At 72.3% G+C, this 22,458-nt stretch carries 15 protein-coding genes; 10 read left to right on the plus strand and 5 right to left on the minus strand.

All coding sequences use genetic code 11. From position 1 onward, the window contains the following. The first annotated feature begins 8 nt into the window (after nucleotides 1-8). The 3 genes from ACIRSU_RS16555 to ACIRSU_RS16565 all read left to right on the plus strand — a co-directional run bounded on the left by ACIRSU_RS16555 (nucleotide 9) and on the right by ACIRSU_RS16565 (nucleotide 5,881). On the plus strand, nucleotides 9-3,800 hold the full coding sequence (locus ACIRSU_RS16555) for an ABC transporter ATP-binding protein (protein ID WP_403792674.1): 3,792 nt from the start codon (nucleotides 9-11) through the stop codon (nucleotides 3,798-3,800). A gap of 140 nt (nucleotides 3,801-3,940) precedes the next feature. After that, nucleotides 3,941-4,345 carry a hypothetical protein gene (locus ACIRSU_RS16560; protein ID WP_403792675.1) on the plus strand — a complete coding sequence of 135 codons (405 nt, stop codon included), beginning with the start codon at nucleotides 3,941-3,943 and terminating at the stop codon, nucleotides 4,343-4,345. An 87-nt stretch (nucleotides 4,346-4,432) separates the two neighbouring features. Next, nucleotides 4,433-5,881, plus strand: coding sequence for an aminopeptidase (locus ACIRSU_RS16565; protein WP_403792676.1), 1,449 nt, complete (start codon nucleotides 4,433-4,435; stop codon nucleotides 5,879-5,881). Nucleotides 5,882-5,961: 80 nt separating this feature from the next. Here ACIRSU_RS16565 and ACIRSU_RS16570 read toward each other — a convergent pair whose 3' ends face one another. Then, nucleotides 5,962-7,776, minus strand: a complete 1,815-nt coding sequence (locus ACIRSU_RS16570; RefSeq protein WP_403792678.1) for a glycoside hydrolase family 3 protein — start codon at nucleotides 7,774-7,776, stop codon at nucleotides 5,962-5,964. 145 nt (nucleotides 7,777-7,921) lie between these two features. Continuing rightward, the gene (locus ACIRSU_RS16575) at nucleotides 7,922-8,833 is read right to left on the minus strand and encodes a LysR family transcriptional regulator (protein WP_403792680.1); all 912 of its coding nucleotides are present in this window, start codon (nucleotides 8,831-8,833) and stop codon (nucleotides 7,922-7,924) included. A gap of 91 nt (nucleotides 8,834-8,924) precedes the next feature. Between ACIRSU_RS16575 and ACIRSU_RS16580 the strand changes: the two genes are divergently transcribed. Together ACIRSU_RS16580 and ACIRSU_RS16585 are read left to right on the plus strand one after the other, a co-directional pair. Beyond that, entirely contained in the window at nucleotides 8,925-9,860 is a 936-nt protein-coding gene (locus ACIRSU_RS16580; protein WP_403792682.1) for an EamA family transporter, read from the plus strand. Beyond that, nucleotides 9,857-10,423 (plus strand): AAA family ATPase, encoded by a 567-nt coding sequence (locus tag ACIRSU_RS16585; protein WP_403792684.1) that lies wholly within the window; start codon nucleotides 9,857-9,859, stop codon nucleotides 10,421-10,423. Before ACIRSU_RS16580 ends, ACIRSU_RS16585 begins: the two co-directional genes overlap by 4 nt. A gap of 17 nt (nucleotides 10,424-10,440) precedes the next feature. Here ACIRSU_RS16585 and ACIRSU_RS16590 read toward each other — a convergent pair whose 3' ends face one another. The 3 genes from ACIRSU_RS16590 to ACIRSU_RS16600 all read right to left on the minus strand — a co-directional run bounded on the left by ACIRSU_RS16590 (nucleotide 10,441) and on the right by ACIRSU_RS16600 (nucleotide 15,140). Further along, complete coding sequence (locus tag ACIRSU_RS16590) at nucleotides 10,441-12,198, minus strand: hypothetical protein (protein ID WP_403792685.1); 1,758 nt, start codon at nucleotides 12,196-12,198, stop codon at nucleotides 10,441-10,443. A 42-nt stretch (nucleotides 12,199-12,240) separates the two neighbouring features. After that, on the minus strand, nucleotides 12,241-13,983 hold the full coding sequence (locus ACIRSU_RS16595; RefSeq protein WP_403792687.1) for a hypothetical protein: 1,743 nt from the start codon (nucleotides 13,981-13,983) through the stop codon (nucleotides 12,241-12,243). A gap of 113 nt (nucleotides 13,984-14,096) precedes the next feature. Then, entirely contained in the window at nucleotides 14,097-15,140 is a 1,044-nt protein-coding gene (locus ACIRSU_RS16600; protein ID WP_403792689.1) for a LacI family DNA-binding transcriptional regulator, read from the minus strand. Nucleotides 15,141-15,316: 176 nt separating this feature from the next. Here ACIRSU_RS16600 and ACIRSU_RS16605 point away from each other — a divergent pair, with 176 nt between their 5' ends. From ACIRSU_RS16605 to ACIRSU_RS16625, 5 genes are all read left to right on the plus strand, one after another. After that, on the plus strand, nucleotides 15,317-16,474 hold the full coding sequence (locus tag ACIRSU_RS16605; protein ID WP_403792691.1) for a Gfo/Idh/MocA family protein: 1,158 nt from the start codon (nucleotides 15,317-15,319) through the stop codon (nucleotides 16,472-16,474). Between the two features lie 131 nt (nucleotides 16,475-16,605). Then, nucleotides 16,606-17,772 (plus strand): dihydrodipicolinate synthase family protein, encoded by a 1,167-nt coding sequence (locus tag ACIRSU_RS16610; protein WP_403792693.1) that lies wholly within the window; start codon nucleotides 16,606-16,608, stop codon nucleotides 17,770-17,772. A gap of 26 nt (nucleotides 17,773-17,798) precedes the next feature. Next, the gene (locus ACIRSU_RS16615) at nucleotides 17,799-18,581 is read left to right on the plus strand and encodes a sugar phosphate isomerase/epimerase family protein (RefSeq protein WP_403793604.1); all 783 of its coding nucleotides are present in this window, start codon (nucleotides 17,799-17,801) and stop codon (nucleotides 18,579-18,581) included. A 101-nt stretch (nucleotides 18,582-18,682) separates the two neighbouring features. Beyond that, nucleotides 18,683-20,896: an ATP-dependent RecD-like DNA helicase gene (locus ACIRSU_RS16620; RefSeq protein ID WP_403792695.1), complete on the plus strand. Its 2,214-nt coding sequence runs from the start codon at nucleotides 18,683-18,685 to the stop codon at nucleotides 20,894-20,896. Nucleotides 20,897-21,075: 179 nt separating this feature from the next. Further along, entirely contained in the window at nucleotides 21,076-22,365 is a 1,290-nt protein-coding gene (locus tag ACIRSU_RS16625; RefSeq protein ID WP_403792697.1) for a citrate synthase, read from the plus strand. Nucleotides 22,366-22,458 lie beyond the last annotated feature (93 nt).

The following is a 22,458-nucleotide window of genomic DNA, read 5'->3' on the forward strand; positions in this document are numbered from 1 at the left end:
GGCGCCGCGTGGCCGTGGTGGGGCAGCAGCAGACGGGGGAGCGCCCGCGGGTTCAGGCGCGGGAGCGGGGCTGGGCGCGCAGGTTGTGGGGGTATGCCTGGCGGTACAAGACGGACGTGGTCCTGGCGCTCGGCTCCTCGCTCGCCGGCATGGCCGTGATGGCGCTCGTACCGCTCATCACCAAGGTCATCATCGACGACGTCATCGGCGCGAAGACCGGGTCCCTCGGTCTGTGGACCGGGCTCCTCGTCGCCTCCGCCGTCGTCGTCTACGCGCTCACCTACGTCCGACGCTTCTACGGCGGCCGTCTCGCCCTCGACGTCCAGCACGACCTGCGCACCGAGATGTTCGGGACGATCACCCGGCTCGACGGGCGCCGCCAGGACGAGCTGTCGACCGGGCAGGTCGTCGGCCGTGCGACCAGCGACCTCCAGCTGATCCAGGGCCTGCTCTTCATGCTCCCGATGACGATCGGGAACATCCTGCTCTTCCTCATATCGCTCGGCGTGATGGCCGCGCTGTCCCTCCCGCTCACCCTCGTCGCCCTCGCCGTCGCCCCCGCCCTGTGGTGGATCGCCCGCCGCAGCCGCACCCGTCTGCACCCCGCCACCTGGTACGCGCAGCAGCAGGCCGCCACCGTCGCGGGCGTCGTCGACGGCGCCGTGACCGGCGTCCGCGTGGTGAAGGGCTTCGGGCAGGAGGAGCAGGAGACCGGGAAGATCCGCGAGGCCGGGCGGAAGCTGTTCGCGGGCCGGCTGCGGACGATCCGGCTGAACGCGCGGTACACCCCCGCGCTCCAGGCCGTGCCCGCCCTCGGCCAGGTCGCCGTGCTCGCGCTCGGCGGCTGGCTGGCGTACCGCGGGCAGATCACTCTCGGCACCTTCGTCGCCTTCTCCGCCTACCTGGCCTCCCTGGTCGGCCCGGTCCGCATGCTCGCCGTGGTCCTCACCGTCGGCCAGCAGGCCCGGGCCGGCGTCGAGCGGGTCCTGGAGCTGATCGACACCGAGCCGACGATGGCGGACGGCACGAAGGAGCTCCCGGCGGACGCGCCCGCGACGGTCGAGTTCGACGACGTCTCCTTCGCGTACGAGGGCGCCAACGGCAAGACCAGCCCGGTCCTGCAGGGCTTCTCGCTGGAGATCCGGCCCGGCGAGACCGTCGCCGTCGTCGGCGCCTCCGGCTCCGGCAAGTCCACCGTCTCCCTGCTCCTGCCCCGCTTCTACGACGTGACGCACGGCGCCGTCCTCGTCGGCGGCCACGACGTCCGCGAGCTCACCCTCGACTCGCTGCGGGCCGCCGTCGGCCTGGTCCCCGAGGACAGCTTCCTCTTCTCCGACACGGTCCGCGCCAACATCGCGTACGGCGCGCCCGAAGCGACGCAGGAGGAGATCGAAGCGGCCGCCCGCGCCGCCCAGGCCGACCGGTTCATCGCCGAGCTGCCGGACGGCTACGACACCAAGGTCGGCGAGCACGGTCTCACCCTCTCCGGCGGCCAGCGCCAGCGCATCGCGCTCGCCCGCGCGATCCTCACCGACCCGCGCCTCCTCGTCCTCGACGACGCCACGTCCGCCGTCGACGCCCGGGTCGAGCACGAGATCCACGAGGCGCTGAAGTCGGTGATGGCGGGCCGCACCACCCTGCTGATCGCCCACCGCCGCTCCACCCTCGGCCTCGCCGACCGGATCGCCGTCCTCGACGACGGCCGGCTCGCCGACATCGGCACCCACGAGGAGCTGGAGGAGCGTTCCGCGCTCTACCGCCGCCTGCTCACCGACCCCGACGAGCTGGGCGGCGTCTCGCCCGGCCACGCCCTCCCGGCCGAACTGCCCGAGGACCGCACGCTGCGGGCCGAGCTGGACGCCGAGTTCGATGTCGAGCGGGGCATCACGCCCGCCCTGTGGGTGCGGGACGAGAGCGCCGACCCGCGCGAGCTGAAGGGCGCCGGGGCCACCCCGGAGCTGCTCGCCGCCGTCGACGCCCTGCCGCCGGCCACCGACACCCCGGCCGTCGACGAGACCCGCGCGGTCGCGCCCGAGGAGTCGTACGGCCTGCGCCGGCTGCTCCACGGCTTCGGCCGGCCGCTGCTCGTCTCCCTCGCCCTGGTCGCGGTCGACGCGGGCGCCGGCCTGCTGCTGCCGATCCTGATCCGGCACGGCATCGACCAGGGCGTCAACCGGCTCGCGATCGGCGCGGTCTGGGCCGCCTCCGCGCTCGCGCTGCTCACCGTGTTCGTCCAGTGGGTCGCGCAGACCGCCGAGACCCGGATGACCGGCCGCACCGGCGAGCGGATCCTCTACGCGCTCCGCCTGAAGATCTTCGCCCAGCTCCAGCGCCTCGGCCTCGACTACTACGAGCGCGAGCTCACCGGCCGGATCATGACCCGGATGACCACGGACGTCGACGCCCTGTCGACCTTCCTGCAGACCGGCCTGGTCACGGCCTTCGTCTCCGTCGTCACCTTCTTCGGCATCATGGTCGCGCTGCTCGTGCTCGACCTCCAGCTCGCCCTGGTCGTCTTCACGACCCTGCCGGTGCTCGCCGTCGCCACGTACTTCTTCCGCCGCGCCAGCGTGAAGGCGTACGAGCTGGCGCGCGAGCGGATCAGCGTGGTCAACGCCGATCTGCAGGAGTCGGTGTCGGGCCTGCGGATCGTGCAGGCGTTCCGGCGCGAGCGGGCGGGCGTCGAGCGGTTCACGGCCCGCAGCGTCGAGTACCGGGCGGCCCGCATCCGCGGCCAGTGGCTGATATCGATCTACTTCCCGTTCGTCACCCTCCTCTCCTCGGTGGCCGCCGCGGCCGTCCTGATCGTCGGCGCGCACCGCATCGAGGCCGGCACCCTGACCACCGGCGCGCTCGTCGCGTACCTGCTGTACATCGACCTGTTCTTCGCGCCCGTGCAGCAGCTCTCGCAGGTCTTCGACGGCTATCAGCAGGCCACCGTCTCGCTGAAGCGGATACAGGAGCTCCTCCAGGAGCCGACCTCCACGGTGGCGGCGGCCGCCCCGCAGGCCGTGCCCGAGCTGCGCGGCGAGATCGCCTTCGAGGACGTGTCCTTCGCCTACGGCGAGGACGCCGGCGACGGGGAAGGGGCCGCGCTCACCGGCATCGACCTGCGGATACCCGCCGGGCAGACCGTGGCCTTCGTCGGCGAGACCGGCGCCGGCAAGTCGACGCTGGTCAAGCTCGTCGCCCGGTTCTACGACCCGACCGGCGGCCGGGTCACCGCCGACGGCACGGACCTGCGGGACCTCGACCTCACCCAGTACCGGCACCGCCTCGGCGTCGTGCCCCAGGAGGCGTACCTGTTCCCCGGGACGGTCCGCGACGCCATCGCGTACGGCCGGCCGGACGCCGGCGACGCCGAGGTGGAGGCGGCGGCCCGCGCGGTCGGCGCCCACGACATGATCGCCACGCTCGACGGCGGCTACCTCCACGAGGTCGCCGAGCGCGGCCGGAACCTCTCGGCGGGCCAGCGCCAGCTGATCGCCCTGGCCCGCGCCGAGCTGGTCGACCCCGACGTGCTGCTCCTCGACGAGGCGACGGCCGCGCTCGACCTGGCCACCGAGGCCCAGGTCAACGCGGCCACCGACCGCCTCGCCGGGCGCCGCACCACCCTGGTCGTCGCCCACCGGCTCACCACGGCCGCCCGCGCCGACCGGGTCATCGTGATGGACCACGGCCGGGTCGCCGAGGACGGCACCCACGACGAGCTGCTCGCCCGGGGCGGCCGGTACGCCGCGCTGTGGCGCACCTTCATCGGCGAGGACGAGACCCCGGTGCCGGTGGCCGAACTGAGCTGATCGGAAGCCGACCGGAAGCCGACCGGAGGCCGACCGGAGGCCGATCGGTTGCCGACGGAAAGCCATCGGCAAGCGATCGGCAACCGAACACGCGCCCGCTGCGTCGTATGCCCGTACGGCTACGACAGGAGGAGGGGCGCGTGTTCGGTGGGGTAGTGACGAGAGACGCCCGGCGGCTCTCCCTGTATCTGCTCGCCCTGGTCCTCGCCGTCGGCGCCCTCGTCCTCGCCGGGCCCGGCACCGGTTCGGCCGGCGCCGCCGCGGCCTGCGTCGGCCGGCCCACCCGCACCATCGTCTTCGCCACCGGCGAGCTGCGGCTCTACCGCACCCGGAGTTACGTCTGCGCGCTCGCCGTGGCCAAGCGGTCCGGCCCGCCGCGTCCGATGTCGGTGTCGCTCCAGCCGCGCGGCGGCCGGGCGGCGGTCACCGCGGGCAGGTTCCGCCGGCAGGCCGGGCCCGTGACCGTACACGCCCTCAACCGCTGCGTCCGCGCCGCCGCGACCGTCGACGGCCGCACCACCGCCACCGGCTGGATCCTGTGCTGATGCATAGGTAAGTACCAACCAGGTCTGGCGGGCCGTGCGTTGACCCGGCTAGGTTCACGTGACCGTTGTGAACCAAGGGGAGGGTGAATGCGCAAGTCGCTGAGATGGGTGCTGTCGCTTTCGGTGCTCATAGGCACCGTCGGGTCGACCGGTGTGGCTACCGCCGCCGACACGGAGACCACGAGCAGCACGACCGCGGCCGAGTCGCAGAGCACGGACATCAAGGACCGCATCCTGGCGATCCCCGGGATGACCCTGATCGAGGAGAAGCCGTACGCGGGCTACCGCTACTTCGTCCTCAACTACGAGCAGCCGATCGACCACCACCGCCCGTGGGCGGGCACGTTCCAGCAGCGGATCTCGATCCTCCACAAGGACACGGACCGCCCCACCGTCTTCCGCACCAGCGGCTACGGGCTCAACACCACGCCGAGCCGCACCGAGCCGACCCGGATCATCGACGGCAACCAGGTCTCCATGGAGTACCGCTTCTTCACGCCGTCCCGCCCGGCGCCGGCCGACTGGTCGAAGCTGGACATCTGGCAGGCCGCCAGCGACCAGCACCGCATCTACACCGCGCTGAAGTCGATCTACGGCAAGAAGTGGCTGTCCACCGGCGCCTCCAAGGGCGGCATGACGGCCACCTACTACGAGCGCTTCTACCCGCGCGACATGGACGGCGTCGTCGCGTACGTGGCGCCGAACGACGTGGTCAACAACGAGGACTCGGCCTACGACCGCTTCTTCGAGACGGTCGGCACCAAGGAGTGCCGCGACCGCCTGAACAACATGCAGCGCGAGGCGCTGGTCCGGCGCGAGCCGCTGGAGAAGAAGTACGAGGCGTGGGCCAAGGAGAACGGCTCCACCTTCAACACGGTCGGCTCGCTCGACAAGGCGTACGAGGCCGTCGTCCTCGACTTCGTGTGGGGCTTCTGGCAGTACTACGGCCAGGACGTCTGCGACCAGATCCCGGACGCCGCCACCGCGAGCGACGACGCCGTCTACGAGACGATCGACGCCTACTCCGGCTGGTCCGCGTACACCGACCAGGGTCTGGAGTACTACACGCCGTACTACTACCAGGCGGCCACCGAGCTGGGCTCGCCCACCATCAAGCAGCCGCACCTGGACGGACTGACCCGCTACGGCTACCAGCCCGCCCGCAGCTTCGTGCCCAGCGAGATCCCGATGAAGTTCAAGCCGTGGGTCATGAAGGACGTCGACAACTGGGTCCGCCACAACGCGAACCACATGCTCTTCGTCTACGGCGGCAACGACCCGTGGGGCTCGGAGAAGTTCCGCCTCGGCAAGGGCGCACGGGACAGCTTCGTGTACGTGGCGCCGGGCGCCAACCACGGTGCCAACGTGGCCGGTCTCGTCGACGCCGAGAAGGCCAACGCGACCGCCCGCATCCTCGCCTGGGCCGGGGTCGACGCCCCCGCCGTCCAGGCCGCGAAGCCGCTGGCCCGCTTCGACGCCCGGATCGACAAGCCGGTCGACGAGGACGCGACCCGCGAGTACGGCCTGCGCCCGTAGCGGTTCGGCGACCGCCGTCCGCTCGAACCGGCCCCCGTCCCGCGCGGACGGGGGCCGGTTCCGCGTCACGCGGCTCCGCGTCACGCGTACGACAGGCCGTACCCCACCGGGTAGAGCACCCGCGTCGGGTCGTCCGCGCTCTGCACGGGCACGGGCAGCCGTCCGCGCGGCCTGTCCTGGCCGGCCAGCACCCGTACGGCCGCGCGCAGTTCCACGTCCGTCCAGGAGTAGCTGGCGAGCGCGGCGCGCTGACCGGTCGTCCTGGCCACGTCGTACGGGTTGCGGATGGCGATCGTCACCACGGGCACCCCGGTCGCGACGAGCCGGGCCACGAGGGTGCGCTGGGTGCTGGTCGCGGAGACGTTGTACGTGCCGACGACGACCAGGTCCTGCCCGGCGGCGGCCGTCACCGCCTCCTCGATCCTCGCGGCGGTCGGGGCGCTCCCGGTGGACAACGCCGTGGCCGTGAAGCCGAGTTCGGTGAGCGCGCCGGCGATCGTGGCCGTCGGCGGACCTGTGGTGCCGGACGGCGAGGCCGGGTCGGCGCCGACGACGAGCACCTTCGGGTGGCTGAGCCGGCTGACCGGCAGGAAGCCGCCCTCGTTGACGAGCAGGGTCGTGGTGGCCCCGGCGATCCGGTCGGCGTGCGCGAGGTGGGCGGCGGTGCCGACCACGCGGTCGACCTCGGCGTCGGTGACGAACGGTTCCCGGAACAGGCCCAGCTTCGCCTTGAGTCGCAGGATCCGCAGGATCGATTCGTCGAGCCGGGCCTCGGTCAGCTCGCCGTTCTTCACGGCGGCGAGCACCGCGTTCCAGGCCACGGCCAGATCCGGCGGGTTGAGCAGCTGGTCCGCGCCCGCCTTGAGCGCGAGGACGGGCACCCGCTCGTCGCCGTACTTCGTCCGCACGCCCTCCATGCTCAGCGAGTCGGTGACCACGACCCCGTCGTAGCCGAGCTCCTCGCGCAGGATGCCGGTGAGGATGGGCCGGGAGAGCGTCGCCGGATCGCCGCTCGGGTCGAGCGCGGGCACCACGATGTGCGCCGTCATGATCGCGTCGATGCCGGCGGCGATCGCCGCGCGGAACGGCGGCGCGTCGAGCTCGGACCACTGCTCGCGGGTGTGGTTGATGACCGGCAGGCCGGTGTGGCTGTCGACGGCCGTGTCGCCGTGCCCCGGGAAGTGCTTGGCGGTCGCCGCGATCCGCGCCTGCTGATAGCCCTTGACCTGGGCGGACACCAGGGCGGCCACCGCCGTCGGGTCGGCGCCGAAGGAGCGGACGCCGATGACCGGGTTGGCCGGGTTGACGTTGACGTCGGCGACCGGGGCGTAGTCCTGCCGGATGCCGATGGCGCCGAGCTCCGTGCCCGCGATCTGCCCCGCCTTGCGGGCGTCGGACAGCGAGCCGCCCGCGCCGAGCGCCATCGCGCCCGGCATCAGCGTGGCCGGCTTGCCGACCCGGGCGACGACGCCGTGCTCCTGGTCGACGGAGATCAGCAGCGGAACCGGGGTGGGCTGGGCGAGACCGGCCTGCTGGATGCCGTTGGAGAGCGCGGCGATCTGGTGCGGGTCGCGGGTGTTGTGCGCCCAGGCGAAGTAGATGATGCCGCCGACGTGGTAACGCTCGATCAGCTCGGCGGCGGTGCGGACGCCGATGTCCTTGAGGTTGGCGTCGATGTCGGCCTGGTCGGGTGCGGTCGCGGAGTGGCCGTAGACCCGCATGACGAAGAGCTGGCCGACCTTCTCCTCCAGCGACATGCGGGAGAGGACGTCGGCGACCTTGACCTCGTCGGCGTGGGCGACCGGGACGGTCACACCGGTGACGGCGGCGGCCGCTGCCGCCGCCGTCACCGTGAGGACGGTGCGTCTGGAGGGGGACGGTGCGCGGTGGTGCACTGGTGCTCCTTCCTTGAAGGAAACTTCCAAGGTGCCACCGATAGCCGGAAAGTAACTGCCAGGTCAAGGATCGGCGCAAGAATCGCGGCCCTCGGATCCGGCGTCACCCGGTCGACGCGCCTCGGGCCACAGCTCGGGTCCGTCGTCACCCGGTCGACGCGACCTCGGGCCACAGCTCCTGGAGCGTGCGCACCGTCTCCGTGATCGCCGGCCGGCGCGCCGCGCCCGTCCGCCACAGCGCCCGCAGCCGCCGCGTCGGGATCGGTTCGAGCCGCAGCGGCACCACCTCGGACGGCAGCGTGCCGCGCCCGAGCCGCGGCACGAGCGCGATGCCGAGGCCCGCCGCGACCAGCGCGACCTGGGTGTGGTTCTCCTCGGCCTGATGGGCGATCAGCGGCTCGCAACCCGTCGCCCGCAGCGTGCGCATCAGCCAGTCGTGGCACACCGTCCCCGGCGGCTGCGTGATCCACCGCTCCCGCGTCAGGTCCTCCCGGCGCACCGTGGCCCGCTCCGCCAGCGGATGCCCGAGCGGTACGAGGATGTCGCAGCGGTCGTCGCCGATCACCGCCTGCTCCACCCCCGGCGGTACGGGCAGCGGCGCGATGTCCCAGTCGTGCGCCACGGCCAGGTCGAGCACGCCCCGCGCCACCAGGTCCACGGACAGATGCGGGTCGACCTCCGTCAGCCGCGCGTCGAGCGACGGATGACGGCGGGCCAGGTCCGCGAGCACCCGGGGCATCAGACCGCGCGCCCCGCTCGCGAAACAGCCGATGCGCAGCCGCCCGGCCGGCAGCCCGCGCCGCTCCTCAAGACGCACCTCCGCCTCCTCCACGAGGGCGAGCAACCGCTGGGCGGTGTCGGCGAGTTGACGGGCCTCGTCGGTGAGCCGGACGCCCCGGCCCTCGCGTTCCAGCAGGGTCGTGCGGGTCTCCCGCTCCAGCTTGGCGATCTGCTGCGAGACGGCGGAGGGGGTGTAGCCGAGGGCGGTGGCGGCGGCGCCGACCGTACCGTGCACGGCGACGGCGTGCAGCGCCCGCAGACGTCCGAGATCGAGCACCTTCCCAGCCCCTTTCTGTAGCGGTGCTTCATCCAACCATGAAGGAATCCGTGCTGGTGCTACACAGTCCCGGCGGGCGATCCTCATGCACATGCGCCCCGCTCACATCGCTCTCGCCGCCCTGGTCGCCGCCGTCTGGGGAGTCAACTTCGTCGTCATCTCCATCGGCCTCGACCACTTCCCGCCGCTGCTCTTCTCCGCCCTCCGCTTCCTCGTCGCCGCGCTGCCCGCCGTGTTCTTCGTCGGCCGCCCGAAGGTGGCGTGGAAGTGGATCGTGGGGGTGGGCCTGGCGCTCGGCGTCGCCAAGTTCGGGCTGCTCTTCACCGGCATGAGCCTGGGCGCCCCGGCCGGCCTCTCCTCCCTGGTCCTCCAGATCCAGGCGGTCTTCACGGCGCTCTTCGCCTTCCTCGCCCTCGGCGAGCGCCCCGGCCGGACCAAGCTGCTCGGCATGGGCGTCGCCCTCGCGGGCATCGCCGTCGCCGCCGTCGACGAGACCTCCGCCCACGGCGGGGCCTCCGGCGCCCTCACCGGCTTCGCGCTCGTCATCGCCGCCGCCGTCTGCTGGGGCGTCTCCAACGTCCTCACCCGCAAGGCCGCCCCGCCGGACCCGCTCAACTTCATGGTCTGGGTCAGCACCGTCCCCGTACTGCCGCTGCTCGGCCTGTCCCTGCTCCTCGAAGGCCCGCAGCGGGACCTCGACGCCCTGCGCGGCCTCGACTGGACCGGTGCCGGCGTCATCGTCTACGTCGCCTGGATCACCACCGTCTTCGGCTTCGGCGCCTGGGGCTGGCTGCTGCGCCGCCACCCGGCCTCCTCCGTCGCCCCGTTCTCTCTCCTGGTCCCCGTCTTCGGCATGTCCTCGGCGGCCCTCTTCCTCGGCGAGTCGGTGAGCCCGCTGCGGTGGTGCGCGGCGGCGCTGCTCGTCGGGGGAGTGGCGCTGACGTCGGTCAATTTCCGGAGGCGGGAGCAGGACGCAGCCGGTACGGTGCGGTCCGAACCCGTCCTCGTAGCGAATGAGCGTGCGTGACCTTCGAGACCTTCGCGAACGTAGTCGTCGACAGCCCCGAACCCGCCCCCGGCACCCTCCTGTTGGCCGGCATCCCCGGCAGCGGCAAGTCCACCGTCGCCGCCGCCCTCGCGGCCCGCTTCGAGCGCTCCGCGCACATCGAGGTCGACCGGCTCCAGGAGCTGATCGCCGCCGGCGGCCACTGGCCGAGCCCGGACGGCGACGACCCCGAGGCGGACCGGCAGATCCTGCTGCGGGCCCGCAACGCCTGCCTCCTGGCCGGCAGTTTCGCCGCGGCGGGCTTCCTCCCGGTCCTGGACGACGTGGTCGTCCGCCGCTCCCACCTCGACTGGTACCGGGCACAGACGACGGCCGGCCCGCTCCACGTCGTCTTCCTCGCGCCCGGCCCGGACAAGGCCTGGAAGCGCAACAACGCCCGCCACAAGCGCCTCACGACCAACTGGGCCTTCCTCGACGAGGCGATGCGCGACGAGCTGTCCGGGGAAGGCGTCTGGATCGACAACGCGGAGCAGACGGTCGAGGAGACGGTGGAGGCGGTCCTGGCCGCGACGGACCTGGCCTGAACCGCCTCCAGGGCCCGTCAGCCGACCCGCGTACGGACAGTCACGGAGTTGTTGACCTGGTTCGGGTCGGCGGTGGTGCTGGTGACGGTCGCCGTGTTGGCGACGGTGGTGCCCGCGTCGGCCCGGACCGTGACGACAATGGTGGCGGTCTGGCTCGTGTTCGGGCCGAGCGTGCCCAGCTTGCAGGTCACGGTGTCCGTAGAGCCGGTGGGCGGGACGACGCAGCTGCCCTGGCTGGGGCTGGCGCTGACGAACTCGCCTTCGGCGGGCAGCGAGTCGTCGAAGGTGACGTTCTCGGCGGCCGAGGGGCCGTTGTTCTTCACCGTCACGGTGTAGGTGAGGTTGCCGTTGGCGGCTACGGGGTTGGGGGAGGACTTGAGGGCGATGGCGACGTCGGCGCTGGGCCGCGACGTCGCGAGGCTGAAGCCGCCGCCCGCACTGATGGCGCCCACGCCGTCCAGGTTCTGGGTGCACGGTGCGGTCTGGCGGGCCGCGCATACCCTGACGGGTACGGAGCGCTGGGTGGTTGTGCCGTCCCCGAGCTGGCCCCAGTAGTTCGCCCCCCAGCTGCGGACGGTGCCGTCGGTGCGCATCGCCAGGCTGTGACCGTAGCCCGCGGAGACGGTCGCGATTCCGGTCAGGACCGTGGCGCAGGGGGCGGTCGTCCCGGGTGCGCAGGCCTGCACGGGCACCGTGCTGGAGGTGGTGGTGCCGTTCCCGAGCTGGCCGCTGTCGTTGTTCCCCCAGGCACGTACGGTGCTGTCGGTCCGGGCGGCCAGACTGTGGCCGTAACCCGCGCCGATGGACCTCACCGCGGTGAGCCCGCTGACCTGGACCGGCGAGCTGCTGGAGGTGGTGGTGCCGTTCCCGAGCTGCCCGGAGGAGTTGTCGCCCCAACTGGCGACGGTGCCGTCGGTGGCGAGTGCCAGACTGTGCGCATCGCCCGCGGAGACGGCGGTCACACCGAACAGGAAGTCGTGGCAGGGGGCGGCTTCCCCGACGGCGCAGACCGCCACCGGGATGGCGCTGTCAGTGGTTGTCCCGTTGCCGAGCTGGCCGGAGTCGTTCCGGCCCCAGCTCTGGACGGTGCCATCGGCCCGCAACGCGAGGCTGTGGTCGCCACCGGCGGAGATGGCGGTCACCTGGGTCGTGTTTCCGTTCCCGACGGGGACAGGCACGGCGCTGTAGGAACTGGTGTTGCCTGTTCCGAGCTGACCGTAGATGTTGTTGCCCCAGGCGACGACGGTTCCGTTCGCCCGAAGGGCCAGGGTGAAGTCATGGCCCGCGGAGACGGCGATCACGCCGGTGAGGAAGGAGCCGCAGGGCGCCGTCGCGCCGACCGCGCACACCTGCACGGGAGTCATGCTGAGGTTGGTCGTGCCGTCGCCCAGTGCGCCGTCGAAGTTGTCTCCCCAGGTCCAGACCGTGCCGTCCGCGCGCAGTGCCACGCTGTGGAAAACGCCGGCGTCGACGGAGACCACGTCGTCGAGGGACGACAGGCACGGAGCGCTGCCGCAGACCCGGACCGGGGTGGTGGAGAAGTCGACCGTGGTGCCGTCGCCGAGCCGGCCCTCGTTGTTGGTGCCCCAGGCGAGCGCGGGCGCGGGGGCGGTCGGCCGCCCGTCCGCGGCCCGCGCGCCCTGCCCGGCGGCGGCCGGGGCGAGACCGCCCATCAGCAGCGCCGCCGCACCGAGGGCCGCGATGCGCGTGCGTACCGACCGCGCGTGTACGTACGTGGACCTGCCTGACGGCAGGAGTCTTCGACTCGTGATCACCTGATCACCTCTCGGTTCGGGGGATGACGTACGGGCGGGGCGTCAGCCCACGCGCGTACGGACGGTCACGGAGTTGTTGACCCGGTTCGGGTCCTCGGTGGTGCTCGTGACCTTCGCCGTGTTGGTGACGGTGGTGCCCGCGTTCGCCCGGACGGTGACGGTGATCGTTGCGGTCCGGCTCCTGTTCGCACCGAGGACGCCCAGCTTGCACGTCACCGTGTCCGTCGAGCCGGTCGGCGGCACGACGCAGCTGCCCTGGGTCGAGCTCGCGCTGACGAACTCGCCTTCGGCGGGCAGCGAGTCGTCGAAGGTGACGTTCTCGGCGGCCGAGGGGCCGTTGTTCTTCACCGTCACGGTGTAGGTGAGGTTGCCGTTGGCGGCTACGGGGTTGGGGGAGGACTTGAGGGCGATGGCGACGTCGGCGCTGGGGCGGGAGGTGACGAGGTTGTGGTAGTCGCCCGCGTTGAGGGCGCCCACGCCGTCGAGGAACTGGGTGCAGGGCGCGGTCTGCCCGACTGCGCAGACCTTGACCGGCACGGTGCTGCTCGTGGTGTCGCCGCTGCCCAGCTGGCCCCTGCTGTTGTCGCCCCAACTGCGGACCGTGCCGTCGGTGCGCAGCGCCAGGCTGTGCTGGAAACCGCCGGAGACGGTGGCGATGCCGGTCAGGAAGGAGGAGCAGGGGGCGGACGTCCCGGGTGCGCAGACCTGCACCGGGGTGCTCTTGCTGGCGTGCGTGCCGTCGCCCAGCTCACCTTCGACGTTGTATCCCCAGCTGCGTACGGTGCCGTCGGTCCGTGCCGCCAGGCTGTGGGAAGTACCGGCGCTGATCGACTTCACCCCGGTGAGCCCGCTGACCTGGACCGGGACGATCCTGCTGGTGGCGGTGCCGTCGCCCAGCTGGCCGCTGCTGTTCTCACCCCAGCTGCGGACCGTGCCGTCCGCCTCCAGCGCCAGTGAGTGGAAGCCGCCCGCGGAGACGCGGGTCACGCCGTCGAGAAAACTGCTGCACGGCGCGGTCTGCCCTGGGGCGCAGACCTGCACGGGGATGTCGCTCGACGTCGTCGTGCCGTCTCCCAGCTCCCCTTCGGCGTTGCTTCCCCAGCTGCGTACGGTCCCGTCGGTCAGCACCGCGAGGCCGTGGCGGTAGCCCGCGGCCATGTCGATCACGTCGATCAGGTTGGTGACGACGGGCACGGTGCGCATGTTGCCGTCGGTGCCGTCGCCCAGCTGGCCATAGGTGTTGTCGCCCCAGGCGACGAGAGAGCCGTCCGTCCGCAGGGCCAGGTTGTAGTGGATGCCCGCGGAGATGGCCATGACACCGGTGAGGAAGCTGCCACACGGCGCGCTCGCTCCGACGGCGCACACCGGGACGGGGGTGGTGCTGTTGTTGAACGTGCCGTTGCCCAGCTGGCCGTAGCCGTTGTACCCCCAGGTCCAGACGGTGCCGTCCGCGCGCAGCGCGATGCTGTGTACCCCGTCCCCGTCCACAGCCACCACTTGGTCGAGGGGCGAGGAGCACGGGGCGGCACCGCACACGCGGACCGGGGCAGTGGCCTTCAGGCTCGTGGCGCCGTCGCCGAGCTGGCCCAGGTCGTTGAGCCCCCAGGCGAGCGCGGTGCCGGGCCCGGCGGTCTGCCGGTCCGCGGCGCGCTCGCCCGGCGTCTGGACGGCCTGCGCCGCTGCCGGGGTGTAGCCGGTGGCCAGCAACGCCGCCACACCGATGGCCGCGAGCCGACGCCGTACGGATCCGGTCCTGCGCGGCGGCGACAGGGGGCTTGCTCTCATGGTCACCTCTCGGTTCGGGGCCTTTGAAAGGAAGCCTTCGGGCGTGTGCCCCGGCACGCCAGTCACGCAGGGCAACCGGCTGATCACTCAGATGCGGCGTCGCTGACCCCGCGTCACCCCCGAGGCGGCGCCGTCGACCCCCGTACCACCAGCTCCGCCGGAATCACCGCCGTGCCGCCCGCCGGTGCCGCCTCCGTGCCGAGTGCGAGCCGTCCGGCGCGGGCCCCCGCCTCGTGCAGCGGCAGTCGTACGGTGGTCAGCGCGGGCACCACGTCGACGGTGAACGGCAGGTCGTCGAAGCCGGCCACCGAGACGTCCCCGGGGATGCTCAGGCCCCGCTCGCGCAGCGCCGCGCACACGCCGAGGGCGACGGTGTCGTTGGCGGCGACGACGGCGGTCAGGCCGGGGGCGCGGCGCAGGAGTTCGGTGGTGGCGGTGCGGCCGGAGGCGCGGTCGTACGGGCCGTGCGCCGTGGGCCCCTCGGGTACCCCGGCCGCGGCGAGGGCCGCCCGGTGGCCCTCCAGGCGGTGCCGGGTGGTGGTGCGGTCGGCCGGCCCCGCCACGTAACCGATCCGCCGGTGACCGAGGGCCAGCAGGTGCTCGGTGAGCAGGCGCGCCCCGGTGCGGTTGTCGAAGGCGAGCGTGGCGGCGGCGACGTCGGGGACGGGCGGCCGGCCGCACAGCACCAGCCGGGTCCCGGCCTCGGCGAGCCGCGCCAGTTTGGCCGTCACCGCCGCCTGGTGCCCGGCGTCCTCCAGGGAGCCGCCGGTGAGGATGACGGCGGCGGCACGCTGGCGCTGGAGCAGGGTGAGGTAGGTGAGTTCGCGCTCGGGGGAGCCGCCGGTGTTGCAGACGACGGCGAGCTTCTCGCCCCCGGCGAGTCCCGGGCCGCCGGCGCCCATCGCGCTCTGCGCCGCGCCCGCCATGATCCCGAAGAAGGGGTCGGCGATGTCGTTGACGAGGATGCCGACGAGGTCGGAGGTGGCGGCGGCGAGCGAGCTCGCGGGGCCGTTGGGGACGTAGTCCAGCTCGTCGACCGCGTGCATCACCCGCTCGCGGGTGGCGGCGGCGACCGGGTAGTTGCCGTTCAGGACGCGGGAGACGGTCGCGGGGGAGACCCGTGCGCGGGCGGCCACGTCCGCCAGGGTGACGGTCATCGCGTACGTACCTCCGGGGCCCTTGTCGACGGTGATGTCGGCAGGCTAGCGTCACCGTCGAAAGAAAGCGCTTTCTACCGTGCTTTCTGCAGTGCTTTCTGCCGCGCCTTCTCGCGTGCCTTCCCTCGCGTCTTCTCTCCCCTCCGCCCCGCCCGCCGAACGAGAGGAACACCTCCGTGACCCGCAGGACAGTCCGCATCGCCATGAACGGCGTCACCGGACGCATGGGCTACCGCCAGCACCTCGTCCGCTCGATCCTCGCCCTGCGCGAGCAGGGCGGCCTCGACCTCGGCAACGGCGAGACCCTGTGGCCCGAGCCGGTCCTCGTCGGCCGCCGCGAGCACGCCCTGCGCGCCCTCGCCGAGCGGCACGGCCTGACCGAGTGGTCCACCGACCTCGACGCCGTCCTCGCCGACGACGGCATCGACATCTACTTCGACGCCCAGGTCACCTCCGCCCGCGTCGACGCCCTCACCCGGGCCATCGCCGCCGGCAAGCACGTCTACACCGAGAAGCCCACGGCCGCGGACCTGGCCGGCGCCCTCGAACTCGCCCGCCTGGCCGAGGCGAGGGGCATCCGCCACGGCGTCGTCCAGGACAAGCTGTTCCTGCCGGGCCTGCGCAAGCTCAAGCGGCTCGTCGACGGCGGCTTCTTCGGCGAGATCCTGTCCGTGCGCGGCGAGTTCGGCTACTGGGTCTTCGAGGGCGACTGGCAGCAGGCCCAGCGCCCCAGCTGGAACTACCGCGCCGAGGACGGCGGCGGCATCGTCGTCGACATGTTCCCGCACTGGGAGTACGTGCTCCACGAGCTCTTCGGCCGCGTCACCTCCGTCACCGCCACCGTCGCCACCCACGTCCCGCGCCGCTGGGACGAGCAGGGCAAGCCCTACGAGGCCACGGCCGACGACGCCGCGTACGGCATCTTCCAGCTGGCGGGCGGGGCCGTCGCGCAGATCAACTCCTCCTGGGCGGTACGGGTCCACCGCGACGAACTCGTCGAGTTCCAGGTCGACGGCACCCACGGCTCCGCCGTCGCCGGGCTGCGCGGCTGCCGCGTCCAGCACCGCTCCGCCACGCCGAAGCCGGTCTGGAACCCGGACCTGCCGCTCGGCGCGGGCCCGTCCTTCCGGGACCAGTGGCAGGAGGTGCCGGACAACGACGAGTTCGACAACGGCTTCAAGGCGCAGTGGGAACTGTTCCTGCGCCACGTCGTGCTGGGCGAGCCGTACCACTGGGACCTGCTCGCGGGCGCGCGCGGCGTGCAGCTCGCCGAACTCGGGCTCCGGTCGGCGGCCGAGGGCCGCCGGTTCGAGGTCCCGGAGGTGACGCTGTGAGCCCCGACCGCGCCCCTGCGACCTCCGCCCCTGCGACCTCCACCCCTGCGCCCGGGAGCTCAGCCTCCGTGCGCGTGAGCCCCGCCCCCGTACGCCTGAGCCCCGCGCACGTGAGCGTGAGTCCCGCGCGCGTGAGTCCCGCCCCCGTCCGGCTGCCCCAAGCCGGCGGCGGGCTGCGGACGTACGAGCCGCGCGCCGAGCCCCTCGCGCTCACCGCGACCGGCCGCCCGCCGACCTCCCGTACCGTCTTCGCCGCCGCGCACGTCGTCGCCGACCCGTACGCCGACACGACCCCCGGCGGCCCCGCCGCCGTCGACTGGGACGCCACCCTCGCCTTCCGCCGCCACCTGTGGTCGCACGGGCTCGCCGTCGCCGAGGCGATGGACACCGCGCAGCGCGGCATGGGCCTGGAGTGGGCCGGGGCAGCCGAGCTGATCCGCCGCTCGGCCGCCGAGGCGAAGGCGGTGGGCGGCCGGATCGCCTGCGGAGTCGGCACCGACCAACTCGTCCTCCCCGCCGGCCTGTCGGCGATCCGGCGGGCCTACGAGGAGCAGCTCGCCGTCGTCGAGGAGTCGGGCGCCCAGGCGATCCTCATGGCCTCGCGCGCCCTCGCGGCGACGGCGACCGGGCCCGAGGACTACCTGGAGGTGTACGGGCAGCTGCTGCGCCAGGCGGCCGAGCCGGTGGTCCTGCACTGGCTGGGCCCGATGTTCGACCCGGCCCTGGAGGGCTACTGGGGTACGGCGGACCTCGACGCGGCGACGGACGTCTTCCTGGAGGTGATCGCCGCCCACCCGGACAAGGTCGACGGCATCAAGGTGTCGCTGCTCGACGCGGGGCGGGAGATCGCGCTGCGGCGGCGGTTGCCCGACGGGGTCCGCTGCTACACGGGCGACGACTTCCACTACCCCGAGCTGATCGCCGGGGACACACGGTCCTTCAGCCACGCGCTGCTCGGCATCTTCGACCCGCTGGGCCCGCTGGCGGCGGAGGCGGTGCGGCTCCTCGACACGGGCGACACGGCCGGCTTCCGCGCCCTCCTCGACCCGACCGTCGCGCTCTCCCGGCACCTCTTCGAGGCCCCGACCCGCTACTACAAGACCGGCGTCGTCCTCCTCGCCTGGCTCGCCGGCCACCAGGACCACTTCACGATGGTCGGCGGCCTCCAGTCCGCCCGCTCCCTCCCGCACCTCGCCCGGGCGTACGAACTCGCCGACGGCCTCGGCCTGTTCCCGGACCCGGAGCTCGCGGCGGCCCGGATGCGTTCCCTGCTCACGGTCCACGGAGCGTCCCAGTGAACCTCGACCGTTTCAGCGTCAACCAGATGACCGTCAAGCAGCTCCCGCTGCCCGACCTGGTCGCCCAGTGCGTCCGGCTCGGCGTCCCGGGCGTCGGCCTGTGGCGCGAACCCGTGCGGGAGTACGGGGTCGAGGCCGCCGCCGCGCTCGTCCGGGACGCCGGGCTGACCGTCACCACCCTCTGCCGCGGCGGCTTCTTCACGAGCGAGGGCTGGGAGGCGGAGAACCGCGCGGCGATCGACGAGGCCGCCGCCCTCGGCACCGACACCCTCGTCCTCGTCTCCGGCGGCCTGCCGGCCCGCGGCCCGGGCCTGCGCGACCTGCCCGCCGCCCGCGCCCGCATCGCCGACGCGATCGCCGCCCTCGCCCCGTACGCGGCCGAGCGCGGCATCCGCCTCGCCATCGAGCCCCTCCACCCCATGTTCGCCGCCGACCGCTGCGCGATCTGCACCCTCGACCAGGCCCTGGACATCGCCGAGCGCTTCCCCGCCGGCGAGGTGGGCGTCGTCGTCGACACCTACCACCTCTGGTGGGACGACCGCGCCCCGGCGGCGGTGTCCCGCGCGGGCGCCGAGGGCCGTATCCACTCCTTCCAACTGGCCGACTGGATCACCCCGTTGCCGGCGGGCGTGCTGAACGGCCGGGGGCAGCTCGGGTCGGGGGCGATCGACCTGGCCGCGTGGTGCGAGCTGGTGGAGCAGGCGGGCTACTCGGGCCCGGTGGAGGTCGAGCTCTTCAACGACGAGCTGTGGGCGCGGGACGGCGTGGAGGTCCTGGAGGAGACGGTGGAGGCGTTCCTGGGGGTGTGAGCGGTGGGCCTCGGGGCGGGCACCCTGCCGCGGGCCCCCTTCCCGCGCCGGTTTTCCACAGCCCCGGCCCTGCTGTCCGACCCCTTCGCTACCGTCGCCTCATGTCCAATCCCGCAGTGGTCGAAGGGGTCCTGGAGCGGATCACCTACGCCAACGAGGAGAACGGGTACACGGTCGCCCGTGTCGACACCGGCCGTGGCTCCGGCGAGCTGCTCACCGTCGTCGGGTCGCTGCTCGGTGCCCAGCCGGGGGAGTCCCTGCGGATGGAGGGGCGCTGGGGCTCACATCCGCAGTACGGGCGGCAGTTCACCGTGGAGAACTACACGACGGTGCTGCCGGCCACCGTCCAGGGCATACGCCGCTATCTGGGCTCGGGCCTGATCAAGGGCATCGGGCCCCGGATCGCCGAGCGGATCGTGGACCACTTCGGCACGGACACCCTCGACGTCATCGAGACCGAGCCGAAGCGGCTCATCGAGGTGCCCGGCCTCGGGCCCAAGCGGACGAAGCTGATCGGCGCGGCCTGGGAGGAGCAGAAGGCGATCAAGGAGGTGATGGTCTTCCTCCAAGGGGTCGGCGTGTCGACCTCCATCGCCGTGCGGATCTACAAGAAGTACGGGGACTCCTCGATCTCCGTCGTGAAGAACCAGCCCTACCGGCTGGCCGCCGACGTCTGGGGCATCGGCTTCCTCACCGCCGACCGGATCGCCCAGGCCGTCGGCATCCCGCACGACAGCCCGGACCGGGTGCGGGCCGGCCTGCGATATGCGCTGTCGCAGTCCTCGGACCAGGGGCACTGCTTCCTGCCGGAGGAGCGCCTGATCTCGGACGCCGTGAAGCTCCTCCAGGTGGACACGGGCCTGGTCATCGACTGCCTGGGGGACCTCGCCGAGGATCCGGAGGGGGTCGTGCGGGAGAAGGTGCCGGGACCGGAGGGGCTGCCGGTCACGGCCGTGTACCTGATCCCGTTCCACCGGGCCGAGCTGTCCCTCGCCGGTCAGATCCGCCGTCTGCTCACCGCCGACGAGGACCGGATGCCGGGCTTCCAGGACGTGGCCTGGGACAAGGCGCTGGCCTGGCTCGGGGACCGTACGGGCGCCTCGCTCGCGCCCGAGCAGGAGCAGGCGGTGCGGCTCGCCCTGACCCGTAAGGTCGCGGTGCTGACCGGCGGACCGGGCTGCGGCAAGTCGTTCACGGTCCGGTCGATCGTGGAGCTGGCCCGGGCCAAGCGGGCCAGGGTGGTGCTCGCCGCGCCCACCGGCCGGGCGGCGAAGCGGCTCGCGGAGCTGACCGGGGCGGAGGCGTCGACCGTGCACCGGCTCCTGGAGCTGAAGCCGGGCGGCGACGCGGCCTACGACCGGGACCGGCCGCTCGACGCCGACCTGGTCGTGGTCGACGAGGCCTCGATGCTGGACCTGCTGCTCGCGAACAAGCTGGTCAAGGCGGTGGCACCGGGTGCCCACCTGCTCCTGGTGGGGGACGTGGACCAGCTGCCGTCGGTCGGCGCCGGCGAGGTGCTCGGCGATCTGCTCGCCCCGGGCAGCCCGGTCCCGGCGGTCCGGCTGACCCGGATCTTCCGGCAGGCGCAGCAGTCCGGTGTGGTCACCAACGCGCACCGGATCAACGCGGGCGTCCCGCCCGTCACCACCGGCCTGCCGGACTTCTTCCTCTTCGCCGAGGAGGAGACCGAGGACGCCGCCCGGGTGGCGGTGGAGGTCGCCGCCCGCCGGATTCCCGCCAAATTCGGCCTCGACCCGCGCCGTGACGTCCAGGTCCTCGCCCCCATGCACCGGGGCCCCGCCGGCGCCGGCTCGCTCAACGGGCTGCTCCAGCAGGCGATCACGCCGGCCCGCCCGGACCTGCCCGAGAAGCGTTTCGGCGGCCGGGTCTTCCGGGTCGGCGACAAGGTCACCCAGATCCGCAACAACTACGAGAAGGGCGCCAACGGCGTCTTCAACGGCACCGTGGGCGTCGTCACCTCCCTCGACACCGTCGAGCAGCGGCTCGTGGTCCGCACGGAGGAGGACGAGGAGGTGCCGTACGACTTCGACGAGCTGGACGAGCTGGCCCATGCCTACGCTGTGACCATCCACCGCTCGCAGGGCAGCGAGTACCCGGCCGTGGTGATTCCGGTCACCACCAGCGCCTGGATGATGCTCCAGCGCAACCTGCTCTACACGGCCGTCACCCGCGCCCGGAAGCTCGTGGTGCTCGTCGGCTCCCGCCGCGCGATCGCCCAGGCGGTGCGTACGGTTTCGGCCGGGCGCCGCTTTACCTCACTGGCCCATCGGCTCACAGGGGCCACTCTGGTGTGAAAGATCACGGAGGACTTCCAGAACCGGGGCGAAGGGGGCAGGATGAGCAGGTTGGCGGCACTGAGTGCCGCCAAATGGCCCAATGGTCGACCCCGAGTGCACTCTCCTGAGCCAAATGGGGGATGGTAGAGACAGTCAGGGCACCTCGAAGAAGAGGCACTACGTCGGTGAGGGATGACGTGAGCGACAACTCTGTAGTACTGCGGTACGCGGACGGTGAATACACCTACCCGGTGGTCGACAGCACCGTCGGCGACAAGGGCTTCGACATCGGCAAGCTCCGAGCCCAGACCGGTCTGGTCACCCTGGACAGCGGATACGGCAACACCGCCGCCTATAAATCCGCCATCACCTACCTCGATGGTGAGCAGGGCATCCTGCGGTACCGCGGCTACCCCATCGAGCAGCTGGCCGAGCAGTCCACCTTCCTGGAGGTGGCGTACCTGCTGATCAACGGTGAGCTGCCGAAGGCGGACGAGCTCACCACGTTCCAGAACGAGATCACCCAGCACACGCTGGTCCACGAGGACGTCAAGAACTTCTTCCGCGGCTTCCCGCGGGACGCCCACCCGATGGCGATGCTGTCCTCCGTGGTCTCCGCGCTGTCCACCTTCTATCAGGACAGCCACAACCCGTTCGACGAGAAGCAGCGCCACCTCTCCACGATCCGGCTGCTCGCCAAGCTGCCGACGATCGCGGCCTACGCGTACAAGAAGTCGATCGGTCACCCGTTCGTCTACCCGCGTAACGACCTCGGCTACGTCGAGAACTTCCTGCGCATGACCTTCTCGGTCCCGGCCCAGGAGTACGACCTGGACCCGGTCGTGGTCTCGGCGCTCGACAAGCTGCTGATCCTGCACGCGGACCACGAGCAGAACTGCTCGACGTCCACCGTCCGTCTGGTCGGCTCCTCGCAGGCGAACATGTTCGCCTCGATCTCCGCCGGCATCTCGGCCCTGTGGGGCCCGCTGCACGGTGGCGCCAACCAGTCCGTCCTGGAGATGCTCGAGGGCATCCAGGCCAACGGCGGCGACGTCGACTCCTTCATCCGCAAGGTGAAGAACAAGGAGGACGGCGTCCGCCTGATGGGCTTCGGCCACCGGGTGTACAAGTCCTTCGACCCGCGCGCCAAGATCATCAAGGCGGCGGCGCACGACGTCCTGTCGGCCCTCGGCAAGTCCGACGAGCTGCTCGACATCGCGCTCAAGCTGGAGGAGCACGCGCTCTCCGACGAGTACTTCGTCTCGCGCAACCTCTACCCGAACGTGGACTTCTACACGGGTCTCATCTACCGCGCGATGGGCTTCCCGACCGAGATGTTCACGGTCCTCTTCGCCCTCGGCCGCCTCCCGGGCTGGATCGCCCAGTGGCACGAGATGATCAAGGAGCCGGGCTCCCGCATCGGCCGCCCGCGCCAGATCTACACCGGTGTCGTCGAGCGCGACTTCGTTCCGGTCGAGGCCCGCTGACCCGAGGCCACCGCACGGCCGTGAGGCCGGCCGAGCCGTAAAGCGAAAGCGCCCCGCCGTCGATCCCCCCACGGGTCGACGACGGGGCGCTTC

Source organism: Streptomyces sp. NPDC101160, from assembly GCF_044768205.1.
In the GTDB taxonomy this organism is placed as follows: domain Bacteria; phylum Actinomycetota; class Actinomycetes; order Streptomycetales; family Streptomycetaceae; genus Streptomyces.

Coding starts and splice junctions, on each gene's coding strand:
- ACIRSU_RS16565 (WP_403792676.1), top strand. CDS start 4,433: ATGCGCAAGTCGCTGAGATGGGTGCTGTCGCTTTCGGTGCTCATAGGC.
- ACIRSU_RS16580 (WP_403792682.1), top strand. CDS start 8,925: ATGCGCCCCGCTCACATCGCTCTCGCCGCCCTGGTCGCCGCCGTCTGG.
- ACIRSU_RS16595 (WP_403792687.1), bottom strand. CDS start 13,983: ATGAGAGCAAGCCCCCTGTCGCCGCCGCGCAGGACCGGATCCGTACGG.
- ACIRSU_RS16600 (WP_403792689.1), bottom strand. CDS start 15,140: ATGACCGTCACCCTGGCGGACGTGGCCGCCCGCGCACGGGTCTCCCCC.
- ACIRSU_RS16615 (WP_403793604.1), top strand. CDS start 17,799: ATGACCGTCAAGCAGCTCCCGCTGCCCGACCTGGTCGCCCAGTGCGTC.
- ACIRSU_RS16620 (WP_403792695.1), top strand. CDS start 18,683: ATGTCCAATCCCGCAGTGGTCGAAGGGGTCCTGGAGCGGATCACCTAC.